This is a genomic window from Neobittarella massiliensis (ex Bilen et al. 2018), assembly GCF_900289145.1.
Taxonomy (GTDB): domain Bacteria; phylum Bacillota; class Clostridia; order Oscillospirales; family Ruminococcaceae; genus Neobittarella; species Neobittarella massiliensis.
Genome location: NZ_OKQO01000004.1, coordinates 165,750 through 179,675 on the forward strand (window position 1 = coordinate 165,750; position 13,926 = coordinate 179,675).

The window sequence follows — 13,926 nt, forward strand, 5'->3', positions numbered from 1 at the left end:
GTATTGCCTCCTTTTCAATCAAAATCCATCCAGACCAGGTGCTTTCCGCAGTGGAGGCACCGGAACAGATAGCATTGCAGATGCCCGCCATTGACAGATTCCCGGATCATTTCCTTCTGTTCCTCGTCCCACATGGGATCGTCCAGCACTTCCTCCAGCACACCCAGTGCCCGCAGCTCTCTGGCCCCCACATAGCCCAAATAGGCGCAGTAGTCGCCGCAGTGGGCACGCCAGTATTCCTGCTGCCAGCCACAGTAGCCAGGAGTGCGGTGGATGAGCTCGTCCAGCTTTTCAGGATCGTCTACGCCATCGTCCACAGAGAAATCGTCCTGAAAGCTGCCGTCATATTTCCGGGCCGCCTCGCCGCTGGCGATGCACTCTGGGCACAGATATGCAATATCCTCCACGGAAAAGAACGGATTTGTATAGAAAATATGGGTCATCTTGCCGCAGCAGTCGCAGACAACACCCTCTTTGGACTCCTCAAAGGCGCCGGTTTCCAGCGGGTTCGGGTGATACCGGAAGGTGGGCAGGCCCAGCTGGGCCTGCCGCTCCCTCTCTTTCTGCTTTTCATCTGGTGTTTTGGGCTTGGGGATGGCGTATTGATTGCCCCAGTTCTCCGCGTAGTCCTTCAATGTGCCCAGCCGCTTGAGAGTCTTTTTATTGGAGCGATCTCCGATTTGGCAAAGCAGCTCGTAGGCGTCCTTTTTGAAGTCCAGGAGGTCATACACATCCACCAGCACTTCCTTGGCCTGCCGGTCCTCGCTCTGCTCCAGTTCCTCCTTAAAGGCATAGAGGGCACGGACACTGTCTGGATTTCCTTCTGTCTCCCGAAACTGCTTTTGTAGTTCAATATATTGCTTTAGGTATTTGTTCATGGTCACAACCTCCCATCAATCCCACCAGAAGTACCAGACAGTGGACTGCCACAGAACATCTGCTAAATTGCCCACCGTCGGGTCATCTTGCTCCTGATCCACAATGTCTGGGCAGAACCCATACTGCTCCGCGGCCAATTCCATGGCCTTCTCCTTGGAAACGGGGACCGGGAGCAGGAACTCCAGCTCGTCATGGGTCATAGCGGCAGGGACCGCTCCATGCTGTTCAAACCAGTATTTCGCCACCGCCATCAGCTCCGGCGTGTCGGGACACTCGTTCCAGTTTCCAAAGGGCAGGTAGGCGAAGATCTCCCAGGGGTTCTTGACCGGAATTTTGGCCAGAATGAGCGGATAGGTCATGTGGCTATCCGAATCCCAATAGCAGGAGAAGCGGTCATTGTCATAGCCGCCCTCCATCTCGCCCAGGACTTCCTCCTCCCAGTCCATGTCATCGTCCTCGGCTTCTTCCTTGCGCTGGCCGGTCAATTCCTCCAGAACCGCCTTTCCGTCCTTGACGGGAGCGGAGAGCATCTTCTTTCGATACTCCATTACCGTTTTGAGGTCAAATTCATAAAAGTCCGCATCGTTCTCCGGGTCGGCGTTCATCACCAGACACTCCAACAGCGTTTCATCATCCGCCTTGATGAGCACGGGAACAAAGCCCTCCCGTACCCCCAGCCGCTGGGCGTAGCTGTATGCCGACATGATGGGGTCATCATCTGCCATGGATGGGAAATAGGTACACTCGCAGTCCAGATACTCCATGATGGCCTGAGCAACCTCGGAAGGCTCCAGCGTATCCTCGTCGAAGTCCTGTCCCTGCCAGTTTTCAAAGCGTTCCTCAATCACTTGAGCCATGGTCTGATAGTATTTCTCATCAAATGGGATGAATAAGTATGCCTCCTGTTGAAATTCATTGGAGTGGTATCGGGACGGACCAAAATATTTCAGGGCATAGTCATCAATGTCGGCAGGATAGTAGGGGCTGTCGCCCTCTCCGTAGTAATAGCCTGCAAAGGCACGGCCTTGCTGATTGAACAGCACAAAGAACAGACAGCCGTCCAGCTCATCCCGGATAAACTCCCGCAGATCCACGCTGGCAGGGTCGGCTTTGACCTGTTTGGCCACTTCGCTGTATTCTTTCAGGAAGTCCTCGCCCATCAGGTCGTGCTCCATGCACCAGCGCAAGTAGATGGCCATGTGGTTATAAGCATTGATGGGGTCAATAGGCAGTTCCTTCTCCTCAATGCTCTCAAGGTGATAGGAAGCGTCGTCCATCTCACCGTCAAAATTATCATTGGAAAGGGTGCCACGGGTGATCGCATTCTGGCGAGTGGGGTTTACAACAAAACTGATCCCCCTCATCTTGTTCAGCAGAGCGTCTACATCATGTTCCAGTTTATAGTCCAACTCGTCCTCATAAAGCGGAATGACCTGATAGAAGTTGACCTCCTCGCCGCCCGGCAGGGTGCAGACCTCGCCGCCCTCCTCTGTACTTTGGGGGCCGGTGAGAATGGCGGCACACAGCTTCGTATTTTCCGCAAAGTTCTCCTTGTTATCCATGGTATGTCCAAAGCCCAGCCAGGTATCGCTGGCAATGGGAAGGCGGGCCAAGGATTTCAGCAGGCGGATGGGCCAGTACCACTTTTCGTCTTTCATGGACTCCTGATCCAGCTTCCAGTCCGCAGGCAGGGCAATGGCCAGCTCCGCCCGCTCCAGCTTATATTCCGCCAGTTCCTCCGGCACATTCATCCGGTGAGCGCCCATGCCCATGGTGACCAGGGTGCAGTAGTCCCGCTCCTCAGAGGGCGGCACCACGCAGATGTCCACATGGATGTCGGGAGAAACCAGCTCATGGAACACATTCTCGAACTTGCCGAAATACTGCTCAATGTGCTCCTCGACGGCTTCCATCTCCTCCTCGGTGTAGACTTCGGGATTACTGAATTCTTCCTCATCCTGCGTGTCATCATTGTCTGAGTGGTCGCAGCTGTCATCCTCCGGATCTCCCTTTATAGGCTCGTAACCGATCTTCAGGGTCATCTGTTCTTCTGGCAGAGAGATGCCGGGGCTGCGGGTGATGGTGTGCTTATCGTCCGCAGAAAAACCGATGGTCTCGCCGTCTTGCAGCGTCACATCACACGCCAGCACATAGGAGGCAAGGCTGGCCAAAAAGTCCCGCAGTTCCTCCGGCTCAGCGTCGGTGTTCAACACCTCCATTTCCTCCTTGCCAAACACATCCATGCCGTAGGTGTAGCCGTTTAGGCCCCCCTCGCTCCGGTACAGGCCGAACCAAACCCAGTTGAAGATGGGCAGTTCGTCCTCTTTGAGCATATCGGCAAGGCCCTCATAGAAACGAGGCTCAAATACCACGCCGCTGGTGTAGACACCGGTGGCGTATTTCTGCTTGCAGCACACTGCCATCGCCTTGGTGAACAGCTTACCTCGTTCCAGCAGTTTTTCCTCCTCGCCCAACACAGCCACCATGATATGGGCCTTGTGCGCTTTGGCCACTTCTACGGCCTCTGGCCACATATAGTTGTTTTCGGCGTTGATCTCTGCTTCATTGTCCGGGATGTGACCGTGGAATAGTGTCACAATCAGCATCATATTGCCGACCCGCATTACCACAGCGTCATTGCTGTTCTCAACATCTTCGTCGCCCTCATCCGGCTCCTCATCTACGATACCCCATTCTTCCCGCAGATCTCGAATCAACTGCTCCTTGTCCCACTCTGCTTTGGAGAGGAGCACAGATCCGGCAAAGGAACCCTTATGGTCGGTTTCCTCCTCGTCGGCGTCATCCTCAAGACCCCCTGCATCTTCATCCGGATCATAGAGGGATTCATGCTCCAGTCTGCGGATAAATTCCTCAAAGCTATCTGCCAGATGGGTAATTTTATAGTCATTTTCCTGATCCACATGGACTACCGCAGGCTCTCCCTGGGAACCGCAAGCCCGGTAGTCCAGGAAAATCATATCGTGTCCGGCGCTTGGACAGTCGCAGATGGCCACACCGATGGCAGGATACTCCCACTCATCGATCATAAACTGGCTGCCCAGCTCTCCACAGAGGGAGCAGCTCTTTTCTCGTCCGATGCCGAAAATGCCGGTGATGGCCACATGGTCATCTGCCCAGCAGGTAGGTTCATCGCAGGGATAGCAGGTGTTCACCGGAATGCCGCCGTTGTGCTGCTTCATCAGCCAGATGTAGGCGGCGGGCAGCTTGTAGCCCAGTTCCTCCTCCACGCTGGCAATCAGCTCATCGGAAGGCGGCTCACTGACATATTCTTTCAGTGCATACCAATTATCATCCCAGAAGTTGGTGAGGTCGAAGCCCTCAAATGGGGTATCACCGGGCACGAATTTGGCCTTCTTCTTCCGGCTGCGCTGGTGTTTCCGGATCTCCGCCTTACACTCCCGAATCACCGCCGGAGCATTTTCATCCTCCGGGTCCAACTCTGCCCACCGCTGGGCGTAGGGAATGGCCTTTTCCTCCTGGCCGTAGAGATACTGATAGCCATAGGCCATCCGCATATTCCACTCCGCCTTGTCCTGGCCTTCCTCCCGGACGGACTCCAGCACCTCAATGGCCCTCAGAAGGGCTTTGTCTCCCTTGGATTTCAAAGTACCTTCGTCATGGTCCCCGATGATGGCGTAGTTCTCCAGTGCACGGGCCAGGGCGTAGGCGGTGCGGTAGTTCCTCCAGTTCTCCGGGATGGCATTCAGTGCCTGGATACAGCGGGTGTACTCGTCTTCGGCGTTCCACTGCTCCAGCTGAGCGAAGAATGCTTCGGCGTTCTGTTGGGTATAAGGAATATAGTCCATGCCCGTCAGCGTTTCGTCCAACTCGTCATCCTGATTCTTAGTTTCTGGCCCATCATCTTGTTGCTTTAGGGGTACAGAACCTGCTTCACGGCGGAAGGTGTGGAAGATGGCCCAGGGGATGTCCGTGCCTTCAAAGAACTCTTTCGCCATGTTCAGCGCCTCTCGGATGTCCCAGGCGATGAAGTCCACATAGCCGCAGTAGAGGCCGGTTGCCCCGCCGGTGAGAGTGAGCACTTCCGAACCATCCCCGCCGGTGAGCACTTCCTCCAGTTTGTCCCGGAAGTCGAAAATTTTCTGACTGCCTTCCTCCTCCCGCAGGGTATCCAGGGGATAGCAGAAGAAGCCCGCCACCGCGCCGTCGGCATGGAGATCGTCCATAAAATCATTGTCGGCATTCAGATAGCCGTTGATGAGCGGCACACAGCAGGTGGAACCGGCCATTACATCCAGCCGCCAATCGGCGTCCGGGTCCTGTTTGGGTTCCATTTTGTAACCAAGGTAGCTCTCCAGATAGGCTTCCGGGTCGGTGGAGAGCTCCAGGCCCTGCTCCCGCAGTTTGTCGGGCAGCTGGGACAGGAGGAAGGACGGCTCTGCCTTGGGTTCCTCCAGCACATCAAAGCTGTCTATGTATCTCATGTGGGGGATCTCACCCAGCACCTGATCGGTGAGGGTGGTGAGCATCCACCAGGCCCGGCCTTCTTCCTCCCGGAGCATAGGCAGCAGCTTTTCGCAGTAAGCGGAGATGGCGAAGCTGTTTTCACCCTGCTCCTCCAGCCAGATCTGCACATCCTCCCCGGAGATATCCCAGCCGTCCTCGGTGCGCAGGCCGATGTTCTGGAGGGGCTGACGGCCCACCAGGATGTTCCAGTGCTCCAGCACCTCCTTGGGGGCGTGCTTCTGGAAGTAGACCAGCTCAAACAGCTTGACCTTGTCGCCCTCCGGGGTGAGGATCAGCTCATGCTTTTTGCCGTTGAAGCCCATCTCGAAGGAGATTTCGTCAAACGCCTGGTTCAAAGCCCCTTCCATTGGGGCCACGAGTTCTGCGCCGCGGGTGTAATCTTTGTCCTCATCCATCATCTGGCGCAATTCTGCTTCCATCTCGGCAAAGGTTTCCCACCAGTTCTCTGTCCGCTCCCGGAAGCACTCCCAGAACTGCGGCAGAGAAATACCCTGCTTGCACCGTTCGATAAACTCTTTGGTGTCATCGTCACCAGGGCGGACTTCCAATGCCTTTTCAAAATATCGCAGAGCCCGGCCCTCCTGATCCAGATAAAAGTAAGAGTAACCCATGCGGAAGTTCCAGTAATAGTCGTCCTCGAAGTATTCCTCATGGGGCTTTAGCAGAGCGAGGGCCTTTTTGAGCATTTCTTTGCAAGTTGGCTTATGTGGGTCTGCCAGATTGTTATAGGCGCGGGCCAACTCGCTGTCCATCTCAGGGGTACGCTCCTCGGCGGGGATGGCCTCCAGCGCATCAATAATTTTATGTTGTTTGCTCTCCTCATGCCACTTCTGGCACTGCTTCAAAATGTCCATATCAGGGTCCTCCTCGTCCTCATCCGGCTTCCAGTCTTTGATCTTCTGGAACACGCCATTTTCATCCCGCTCAAAGGCGCAGGGAGCGGGGGTGTTCAGCAAAGGGATGATGTCGGGATCGTCATTGCAGATCGTGTTCAGCTTGTAGATCCCGGCGTTGTTAGGGTCGTCCATGTACTCGTCGCTCTCATCACCGGCGGTAAAGCGCCAGCCGCTGTCCCAGCCGCCGTCCGGCTCCTCCCGGTAGCAGTAGCCAATCTTGCGGCCCTCTACTGTGATGCGGTTGGTGGCGATGCAGCCATCGGCGCCCTCCCAGTCAGGGAGCAGAGATTTCACATCCTCCGCTTTCACATGGTAGTCCCGGTTGCGGCCAGCGGCCTCGTACAGTTCCTTCCGCAGCGCCTCCACATCCCGAGCCATCTCCTGGATCTCCTCGTTGTCCATCATCTCACTGAGGTCATATTCCAGCGGATTCTGGGCAAAATCCGCCAGTGCCTTGTTCATGGCGTCATGCTCCTCTGGCGTGACGGTGATGCGGATGCGGCGGGCAGGGGTGTTGTACTCGTCCAGATCCTGAAGGTTCACACTGCCACTGACGCTGCACTCCAGCAGGATGGCGGCCAGATCAGTGACCACATCAATGGCGAAGTGGAAGTCCATCTCCACGCCATCGGAGTGTGTAAACTCCAGATACTCCACGGTCTGGCGGAAGTCCCAGTTCTGCTTGTCCAGCCCGATCTTGGCGAAGATCTCGCTGAGGGGGATCTCCTCCTTCTTCTGATCTACCAAAAAGGCCACAAGGTTCAGGCTGTCGTCCGAGCCTCCGATAAAGTTACCCCAGTATTTTTTGATATACATTTGTTACGCCTCCTGTTCCGAAATTAGTCGCTTGATGAGCCAGTCCAAATGCTCTGGCCACGCAGGAGCGATCTCACCGCTGTCCTCGTTCTTCCAAAGATCCACAATCTCACGGATGCCGTCCTCGTCCGGCACCTCGTTTTTGATGTCGGTGAGTTGCCGCAGCAGGAAAGCAAGGGCTTCTTTGGATGCTGTGAAACCGGTGACTTTATCCCATATAGCTTCTTCATGATCGTAGTCCAGCTTGCCATTATCCTTCCATTGGAAATACAGCTCCGCCAGAGCCATCGCAGTATTGTCAAAGAGGAAGTCGATTTGTGAGAAGTCAGCTCCCAGCATGACTTCCTCTTTCATCAGTTCGATCATCTCGCCCAGATCCATTACCGGATGCTCCGGTACATATTCATTTTTGAGGATGTCCAGTACATCCAGTCCTTCGTCACGCTCTAATGCTTTTATGCCCCATGCTCCCATGTCGGCACCTCTCTTTCTTTATTTTGTATCAAGCTTCTATTGTCAATCATAGTTCTCCAGCCGAATGATAGGCCGATAAAAGTCATAATCTCCGTTTAGTTCATTGTCCTCCTGCACTTCCGGCTTACAGTGGGGCGAACAGGGTAGGAAACCGAGAAATGGACCCAGCCCGCCGCAGATATTGCACCCGCCATCGCCACCGCAGGTGGTAAGCCTATCAGCCTGCACCACTTCCCGCATATAGGGATCGTAGGCGATGGACAGGCCGAAGAAGTTGGGTTCCTCCATGTCATAGGGCCGGTTCTCATCCTCATCCATGTCCTCAAACCAGCGCAGACGCATGGAGTAGTCTAACCCATCTCCCCACGGGAACAGGGTCCGACACCCGCCGCCACACAGGTAGGCCCACTCGTCCGCCGTGGGCAGGGAGAAGCCCCTGTTTTCCAGCATGGCAAGGAGTTCATCGTAATCAGTGCGGTTATAGATCCAGGTCTGAAATCCATCTTCCGTCCGCTCAATACGGGCCGACTGATGCAAGGTAAGACTGCTGCTGTCACTCCAGGCAAAATCCCGGAACTCCTTCAGCCAGTCAGGGTGGGCAGTCAGCCTGGGATCGTCCATTTTGACTGGCTCCCAGTTAATTTCCTCCAACTCCCGGCCCACCAGCATGGGGCCAATGGCCACTTGCCGGACGGGAGCCATGCTTTCCCGGATCATCTCCTCCGGGTTCTGCGGTTCCATTTCCCATTCCCGGAACAGATACTCCAATTCCTCCCGGCTCTCCTGATTCAGTCCCACGGCAAACTGCTCCCAGCCCAGGGTGACGGTATCGCCGGGAACAAAGACAAACTTCCGGCCATCTTTTTCGAATATGCCGGTGGTGCTGCTCTGGCCCCAGCGGTCAAAAGTATGTAGATCAAGAAAGGTCATAGTATAACGAGCAGCCAGGCTTTCCATCAGTGTCTGCTTCTCGGTGGTGTCCATTTGATTGAATTGGGGACGGGACAGTTTTTCGTTCATAGTAAGTTCTCCTACAGCCTATCCAGGTTTTCCTGTAAATCGCCCTGCATCAAGTGCTGGGCAATGGCTTGGTTCAGTGGCTTATGGGGGTGATAGGCTGCCTGCTCTACATCGTGGAGGCACTCCGCCATCAATACCTCCGGAGAAATGCCTTCCCGTTTGCCATAAAGATGGCCGAAGGCATAGCACACAGACTTTAGAAAGTCAAAAATGTAGTCGTGATTTCCGCGCATACTGGGCAGATCATTGAATGAGCCCATACCACCGTATGCCCGAAGATGGTGGGCAACCTCCCGCTGCTGGTTCCAGTCCTGAATGTCCCGCTCCAGCCAGCCGATCCAGTTTTGGAACTCTGGATGGTCTGCCAGAAGGATGGAGCGCAGACAGGTCAGAGCCTCGGTATAAATATCAGACTGTTTCATTGGCCATCGCTCCCCCAAATACCTCCATAGAGCACACCATCTTTTCCAAGGAACAACATCCGGCTGCGAAGCAGGCTGCACTGCTCCACAGCGACCTTGTTTCCGTCACAGGTGGGAATAGCCTCCTGTTTTTTCCCAAGGTGATCACCATGAGCGGTAAGGAAGTAGAATTTATCCCGTTGCTGGTATCCGCCTTGAAACAGGAAGGTATTGCCGGACGGGGCAACAGAAAAAGCTCCGCTTCCTTCGATTGGCAGTTCAAATACAAAGTCCTCTTTGAAGTTCGTCCGCACCAGCCGGAATTCATCGTAATAATAAAACCACAGGTTTTCTTCTTCGTCCAGGCTGATGGCGTAGCAGTCATAGATGGAATAGTTCTCATTCTTCCAGAGAGGAGTTCCCTCCGATGTCCATGCAATCAGGCCGCAAGCACCCAGAGGTTCATCCCAACCGTAATTACCAAATACACCTTCGTCAAAGTAGCTGGTAATGATGGTGCCATCTTTTTTTACCACACAGTCTTGAATGCCATCCCCCAGGCAGAAACGGGACAGCACAGCTCCGTCCCGGCTGACGATCCAGGCGTTCTGGTCGGGGCCGTTTTCCCGATAGGCGCATCTTGCCCCCAGCAGGAGGAAGTGATCACCTGCGGGCCGCAAATAATGAAACTGGAACTTCAAGAGGCCAAGAGGAAACAGCGTCGTTTCCAGCACCCGCTGTTCCGCCCAATCCAGCTGGATTTCCACTGCGGTATAGGTGGAAGGAGTGCTGAGCCAGTCCTTACCCTGTGTTTCGGACGGCTGTTCCATGAGAAGATAGACTTTTCCATCCCTTGCCGTGAAAAAGTCTGTCACTTCTGTGCCCTCCAGATGTTTTTCCCGGCGCAGCTGGTCCAGGTCAATGATGGAGAACAACGGCAGATTTTTGGCTTTTATAGGTTTGTTCATAGTGTCTCCTCCTGGCTACTTTAACGCTCCATCATAGGTGTGGCTTTCCCAGGCGGCCTCAAATTCCGCCTGCTCTATGACGCAGGCGTGGAACTCCTCACCCCAGACATGGGCGTTCAATTCCTCCACGGTGGGGATCGGCGTGATCTCGATGGCGCCGTCGTAAAGGTCAGGGATATTGCGGGTGCGGCCATCTGCAAAGATGTCAATGGAGTGGAGGGCCAGCCGCTCATTTTCTGTATCCACTTCATAGAGGATCACCGACGGTTCTCCCTCCGGTGCGTCCTCCCAAAAAAGCTTGATGTACTCCATCATTCCATTTCCCTCATTTGAACCAATGCCACCCCGTCATGGTGCCGGTTACCTCATCTATCTGTATTGCAATATCATAATTGCCGCGACAGCCCAGCAAGGCCGCGAGATGATCGTTTTCCATAATCAAATCATAAAACTCAACCGCTATGTCTTGGAATTCCTTCGGAATTTCCAGTGCAGAGAAGAAATCCACTGATTGAGCATTTTGGAAAAATTCAATGGCCGTTTTACTGCATTTTACTATAATCCCTGTTTGAGTGGTCAAATCTTTCATGCTTTCGCAACCTCGCTCATGTTCAGATACATCCCCATCGTTTTTTCATTGTCACAGGCCGCCCGGATCATTTTGGACAGCAGCATCAAATCGTCGATGTATTGGGAGTACACGCAGAACACATCCTCGTCAGAGTCGAAGTGAAACAGATCCACGCCGCTGTTATTTTCCTCGAACTCCTGGATCACGCCCCGGACCAGCCGCTCCCAGTCTCCGCTGCTTCCAGTCAGTCCCAGCCGACGGAATACTTCCGTCCGGAATCCATTGTTGATTTTCAGCAGAAGGGAGAGCGCATAGGGGTGGTGGGGAATGAGAAAGAATGGCGCAATCTGCTCCGGCTTCACCCAGATTTTGAAGGGCGGACGCGGGTCAGGTATCCAGGGCAAGATTTCCCATTCGTCCTCCGGCCGGTTTCCGTATTGGCAAAGGTCTTTCATAGTGTTCTCCTTTGTTCTGTCACATTTTTAATCCTGCTCTCGATAACTGGCTTCAATGTCAATGAACCGCACATACACGGCGCAGATTTTGCCCTTGGCGTCATACCCGAAGTAGACAGGATAGTAACCATCCCCCCAGCCGGAGGCAAAGATGGGCAGGTTGCAGTCCGTGCCCGGCACTGTCCAGTTGAGCCAGTCGCCGCAGTCCCCCTGATATTTGGGGTAGGCTTTGGCGTTTTCTTCCAGAAGATCGCAGAACAGGTCGTTGTAGTGGTCGATGTCCGGGTCTTCTTCTAAACGCTTGGCCCAGTATGCCTTGAAGGCCGCCTGGGTCTGGATGTCCGCGACACAGCCCATCCCGGCGTCTACGCCAAAGCCAAAATACTCGTCCTCTCCCAGTTCCTCGTCCAGATCCTCGTTGCCCACCATGCCCAGCTCATAGCGGACAGGCTTTTCCTGAGAAACCTCCACCTTGACGCAGGCATAGCGGTCGCCGTATTGTTCGCTGGGCACCACGCAGATTTTTACGGGATAAGTTCCGGCGGGGATCGTTTGAAGGAACGGCAGAGTGTCCTCCAGTTCCACCAGCGGATCACAGGCGAAAATCTGCCCGGTGGGGAAATGGACGGTGCCGATGTCCAGCACATCCACCGCCATGTTCCCAATCACTTTCTCTGTGAAATGGGCCTCCAAGTCATCTTTACAGGTCAATTTATCCTTGATTGCTTCGTATTTGTTCAGCCATTCAGTTGTAGGCATATCAGTTTCCTCCTGTTGATTCTGTTTCTTGATGTACACACTCTTTGAGCCGTCCCAATAGCAGTTCACACACCGGCCATCCTGAAAATGATGGTCACAATTCGGGTAGCCATAGAGAACATGGGCACATTCTGGCACAGCCCCATCATCTGTGAGGAGCCTTTGAAAAACAGGCTTCCGCACTCATCACAAAGGGCCAGTTCTTTTTCTGCCATAGGGTTCACCAGTCCCGTTCCCGGATGGCCTCCTCGGTGTCAATGGGGATGCCAAACCACTCCAGAATGTAGGCCACGGTTGCCGCAATACATTCCCGCGCCACCGTTTCGATCTCGCTGTCGTTCTCGTCAAACTCCTCCTGGAGATCATTGATGCCGCAGACCGCCTCGTCCAGCGTTTCCTGCACCACTTCGGTGTCGGTTTCGCCACTCTCCAGCAGGGCGATGACCTTCTGAAGCTCGTCCTTTACCTTGTCCACCAGAAAAGCAGGATAGTAATCGTCCTGATACATCTCGTCCAGCAGCTTGTAATTGGGGTCAAATGCTTTCATAGGGATTGCTCCTTTCCTCGTGTATGTCAGTCACGCTCAGCTCTCATGTGTGATACAGAAAATCTCCTTGTTCAAATCAAAGTAGATTACCATCAGTTCGTCGGTAATCTCCGGGTTAAAGGACAGATCCAGAATGAAAACTTGCTGGTTCATCTCGCTATCCACCAGACTGCCGAACCGCTTGAGCTTCAAAAAGTCAACCATCTCAGCAAAGGACAGTTTGGCTGGGTCGGTTCCCGGAAAAAGTTCCGCCACAATATCCGGGCCTACATCGTCCCGATGGAACTCCATGAAAAATGTCACAACGCTATGGTAGCGGCTGTCCTCGTCTGCCAGCGCCGCTTTGATGGCGGCTTTGGCCTTCTCCGCCAATTTCTCCGCCTCATCCAGCATTTCTCCCACCGCATCCATGACAGCAGGATCGCCGGTCAGTTCTTCCTCTACATCGAAGATAAAGGGTAGTCCCGATTCCTCGGGAAAGTTGAAGATTTCCTCACCGGGTGTATATGTAAAATCAATGCGTTTACAATTCAGTTTCATAGATATACCTCTTATTTCAATTTCAGCACAAATCCCCAGATACTCACCACAATCAAGAGGACACCCAGCAGAAAGAAAACCACACGCCGGTATCCTCTGCTGTGGCGGTGGGCATCCCGCGTACCAGTGGGGTCGCAGAGCCAGTTCCAGTTGCGGATCGCCCCAATTAAAATCACGACCCCGATGAGCACCGAGGCAATGCACCAATACTCTTGCAAAAATGTTGTGATCTGTTCGCTGTTCATTTACATATAACCCCCTTTTCATCATCGGGAGTTTCCCGCCGAATAAATTCCTCCCGTTCTTTCAAATCTATTTCCAAGGCTTTTTCCTCCTCCAGATACTCCTCGCAGTCCCGAACCAGCTTTTGGGCGGCTGGGTCATCCGGGGCCAGGGACAGCCAGCGTTTTGCGTATTCATAGGCGATGGCTGCGGAGCTGTATGCCATCAGGCAGGAATAGCCCATCCGGGAGTTCCAGTAAGGGTCGTTTTCTCCCTGGGTGCGAACGGACTCCAGCAGTCGGATGGCGTGCTGGATGAGATTTCCGTCCACTTCACTGTCGGTTCCGTGCTCTCCATGATCTCCCAGGACCGCCAGATTGCTGTAAGCCCGACTCAACTTGACGGTTAGCAAATAATCTCGCTCCTGCTCCGGGATAGCCTCGATGGCCTCAATACATCGTGAGAACTCGTCCGCATCATTCCACTCCTCAATCTGCTCCAGCAGTTTTGTTTCTTCTGTCTGATTCATCATTTCACCGCCTTTTCTGTGTTATCCCTTGCCTTTTCTGAAGTGTTCGCTGCCTCGCCAGGTGTTGACCACACAGGTGAAGATCTGGCCGCAGTGCTTGCACCTAATCATGTGAGCCATAATTTCGTCTGCCCAGCCATCCTCTGTCTTTACCTTCTCCAGTGGGCAGGTGGATTCCTCTTGCATCAGTTCAAATTCCCCCTCCGACACCAACTGCTGAATGTAAGCAATACAGGCCAGATAGTCCTTTGGGGCGTCAAATTTTCTCCATGTTTGAATGTTTCGGCAGTGCTCGCACATAGTGGACGCCTCCTTACGCAAATACCTGCTGGTATTTCTCTTT

General features: G+C 53.9%; 16 protein-coding genes. All 16 read right to left on the bottom strand.

The features are described 5' to 3' along the window. Nucleotides 1-14: 14 nt before the first annotated feature. A complete protein-coding gene (locus C6Y32_RS06830; RefSeq protein WP_105204590.1) occupies nucleotides 15-878 on the bottom strand; it encodes a CbrC family protein in 864 nt (287 codons plus the stop codon). Between the two features lie 15 nt (nucleotides 879-893). Further along, a complete protein-coding gene (locus C6Y32_RS06835; RefSeq protein ID WP_243562592.1) occupies nucleotides 894-7,097 on the bottom strand; it encodes an immunity protein Imm33 domain-containing protein in 6,204 nt (2,067 codons plus the stop codon). A 3-nt stretch (nucleotides 7,098-7,100) separates the two neighbouring features. Further along, nucleotides 7,101-7,571, bottom strand: a complete 471-nt coding sequence (locus tag C6Y32_RS15620; protein ID WP_113998225.1) for a DUF4259 domain-containing protein — start codon at nucleotides 7,569-7,571, stop codon at nucleotides 7,101-7,103. A 42-nt stretch (nucleotides 7,572-7,613) separates the two neighbouring features. Continuing rightward, complete coding sequence (locus tag C6Y32_RS06840; protein ID WP_105204591.1) at nucleotides 7,614-8,591, bottom strand: hypothetical protein; 978 nt, start codon at nucleotides 8,589-8,591, stop codon at nucleotides 7,614-7,616. A gap of 11 nt (nucleotides 8,592-8,602) precedes the next feature. Beyond that, nucleotides 8,603-9,013 carry a DUF6966 domain-containing protein gene (locus tag C6Y32_RS06845; protein WP_105204592.1) on the bottom strand — a complete coding sequence of 137 codons (411 nt, stop codon included), beginning with the start codon at nucleotides 9,011-9,013 and terminating at the stop codon, nucleotides 8,603-8,605. Then, complete coding sequence (locus tag C6Y32_RS06850) at nucleotides 9,010-9,960, bottom strand: hypothetical protein (protein ID WP_006773008.1); 951 nt, start codon at nucleotides 9,958-9,960, stop codon at nucleotides 9,010-9,012. The genes C6Y32_RS06845 and C6Y32_RS06850 overlap by 4 nt, the downstream gene beginning before the upstream one ends. Nucleotides 9,961-9,975: 15 nt before the next feature. Continuing rightward, complete coding sequence (locus C6Y32_RS06855; RefSeq protein WP_006773009.1) at nucleotides 9,976-10,275, bottom strand: DUF6881 domain-containing protein; 300 nt, start codon at nucleotides 10,273-10,275, stop codon at nucleotides 9,976-9,978. A 10-nt stretch (nucleotides 10,276-10,285) separates the two neighbouring features. After that, nucleotides 10,286-10,549 (bottom strand): hypothetical protein, encoded by a 264-nt coding sequence (locus C6Y32_RS06860; RefSeq protein ID WP_006773010.1) that lies wholly within the window; start codon nucleotides 10,547-10,549, stop codon nucleotides 10,286-10,288. Further along, nucleotides 10,546-10,986 carry an Imm51 family immunity protein gene (locus C6Y32_RS06865; protein ID WP_006773011.1) on the bottom strand — a complete coding sequence of 147 codons (441 nt, stop codon included), beginning with the start codon at nucleotides 10,984-10,986 and terminating at the stop codon, nucleotides 10,546-10,548. Before C6Y32_RS06865 ends, C6Y32_RS06860 begins: the two co-directional genes overlap by 4 nt. A gap of 27 nt (nucleotides 10,987-11,013) precedes the next feature. Further along, nucleotides 11,014-11,745, bottom strand: coding sequence for a DUF4241 domain-containing protein (locus C6Y32_RS06870; protein WP_173892457.1), 732 nt, complete (start codon nucleotides 11,743-11,745; stop codon nucleotides 11,014-11,016). Between the two features lie 65 nt (nucleotides 11,746-11,810). After that, entirely contained in the window at nucleotides 11,811-11,960 is a 150-nt protein-coding gene (locus C6Y32_RS15890; RefSeq protein ID WP_006059601.1) for a hypothetical protein, read from the bottom strand. Nucleotides 11,961-11,965: 5 nt separating this feature from the next. Then, nucleotides 11,966-12,292 (bottom strand): DUF5713 family protein, encoded by a 327-nt coding sequence (locus C6Y32_RS06875; protein WP_002588986.1) that lies wholly within the window; start codon nucleotides 12,290-12,292, stop codon nucleotides 11,966-11,968. 36 nt (nucleotides 12,293-12,328) lie between these two features. Next, on the bottom strand, nucleotides 12,329-12,832 hold the full coding sequence (locus C6Y32_RS06880) for a DUF2004 domain-containing protein (protein WP_002588985.1): 504 nt from the start codon (nucleotides 12,830-12,832) through the stop codon (nucleotides 12,329-12,331). A gap of 11 nt (nucleotides 12,833-12,843) precedes the next feature. Continuing rightward, nucleotides 12,844-13,077, bottom strand: coding sequence for an immunity 17 family protein (locus C6Y32_RS06885; RefSeq protein ID WP_105204594.1), 234 nt, complete (start codon nucleotides 13,075-13,077; stop codon nucleotides 12,844-12,846). Then, entirely contained in the window at nucleotides 13,074-13,583 is a 510-nt protein-coding gene (locus tag C6Y32_RS06890; RefSeq protein WP_105204692.1) for a hypothetical protein, read from the bottom strand. Before C6Y32_RS06890 ends, C6Y32_RS06885 begins: the two co-directional genes overlap by 4 nt. Nucleotides 13,584-13,604: 21 nt before the next feature. Continuing rightward, the gene (locus C6Y32_RS06895) at nucleotides 13,605-13,883 is read right to left on the bottom strand and encodes a hypothetical protein (protein ID WP_024739416.1); all 279 of its coding nucleotides are present in this window, start codon (nucleotides 13,881-13,883) and stop codon (nucleotides 13,605-13,607) included. Nucleotides 13,884-13,926: the final 43 nt, after the last annotated feature.

What these genes read in the sequence shown, in the direction of transcription:
- C6Y32_RS06845 (WP_105204592.1), bottom strand. Translation starts at nt 9,013, where the DNA reads ATGAAACAGTCTGATATTTATACCGAGGCTCTGACCTGTCTGCGCTCC.
- C6Y32_RS06875 (WP_002588986.1), bottom strand. Translation starts at nt 12,292, where the DNA reads ATGAAAGCATTTGACCCCAATTACAAGCTGCTGGACGAGATGTATCAG.
- C6Y32_RS06870 (WP_173892457.1), bottom strand. Translation starts at nt 11,745, where the DNA reads ATGCCTACAACTGAATGGCTGAACAAATACGAAGCAATCAAGGATAAA.
- C6Y32_RS06835 (WP_243562592.1), bottom strand. Translation starts at nt 7,097, where the DNA reads ATGTATATCAAAAAATACTGGGGTAACTTTATCGGAGGCTCGGACGAC.
- C6Y32_RS06830 (WP_105204590.1), bottom strand. Translation starts at nt 878, where the DNA reads ATGAACAAATACCTAAAGCAATATATTGAACTACAAAAGCAGTTTCGG.
- C6Y32_RS06895 (WP_024739416.1), bottom strand. Translation starts at nt 13,883, where the DNA reads ATGTGCGAGCACTGCCGAAACATTCAAACATGGAGAAAATTTGACGCC.
- C6Y32_RS06860 (WP_006773010.1), bottom strand. Translation starts at nt 10,549, where the DNA reads ATGAAAGATTTGACCACTCAAACAGGGATTATAGTAAAATGCAGTAAA.
- C6Y32_RS06890 (WP_105204692.1), bottom strand. Translation starts at nt 13,583, where the DNA reads ATGAATCAGACAGAAGAAACAAAACTGCTGGAGCAGATTGAGGAGTGG.
- C6Y32_RS06885 (WP_105204594.1), bottom strand. Translation starts at nt 13,077, where the DNA reads ATGAACAGCGAACAGATCACAACATTTTTGCAAGAGTATTGGTGCATT.
- C6Y32_RS06865 (WP_006773011.1), bottom strand. Translation starts at nt 10,986, where the DNA reads ATGAAAGACCTTTGCCAATACGGAAACCGGCCGGAGGACGAATGGGAA.
- C6Y32_RS06840 (WP_105204591.1), bottom strand. Translation starts at nt 8,591, where the DNA reads ATGAACGAAAAACTGTCCCGTCCCCAATTCAATCAAATGGACACCACC.
- C6Y32_RS06855 (WP_006773009.1), bottom strand. Translation starts at nt 10,275, where the DNA reads ATGATGGAGTACATCAAGCTTTTTTGGGAGGACGCACCGGAGGGAGAA.
- C6Y32_RS06850 (WP_006773008.1), bottom strand. Translation starts at nt 9,960, where the DNA reads ATGAACAAACCTATAAAAGCCAAAAATCTGCCGTTGTTCTCCATCATT.
- C6Y32_RS15620 (WP_113998225.1), bottom strand. Translation starts at nt 7,571, where the DNA reads ATGGGAGCATGGGGCATAAAAGCATTAGAGCGTGACGAAGGACTGGAT.
- C6Y32_RS06880 (WP_002588985.1), bottom strand. Translation starts at nt 12,832, where the DNA reads ATGAAACTGAATTGTAAACGCATTGATTTTACATATACACCCGGTGAG.
- C6Y32_RS15890 (WP_006059601.1), bottom strand. Translation starts at nt 11,960, where the DNA reads ATGGCAGAAAAAGAACTGGCCCTTTGTGATGAGTGCGGAAGCCTGTTT.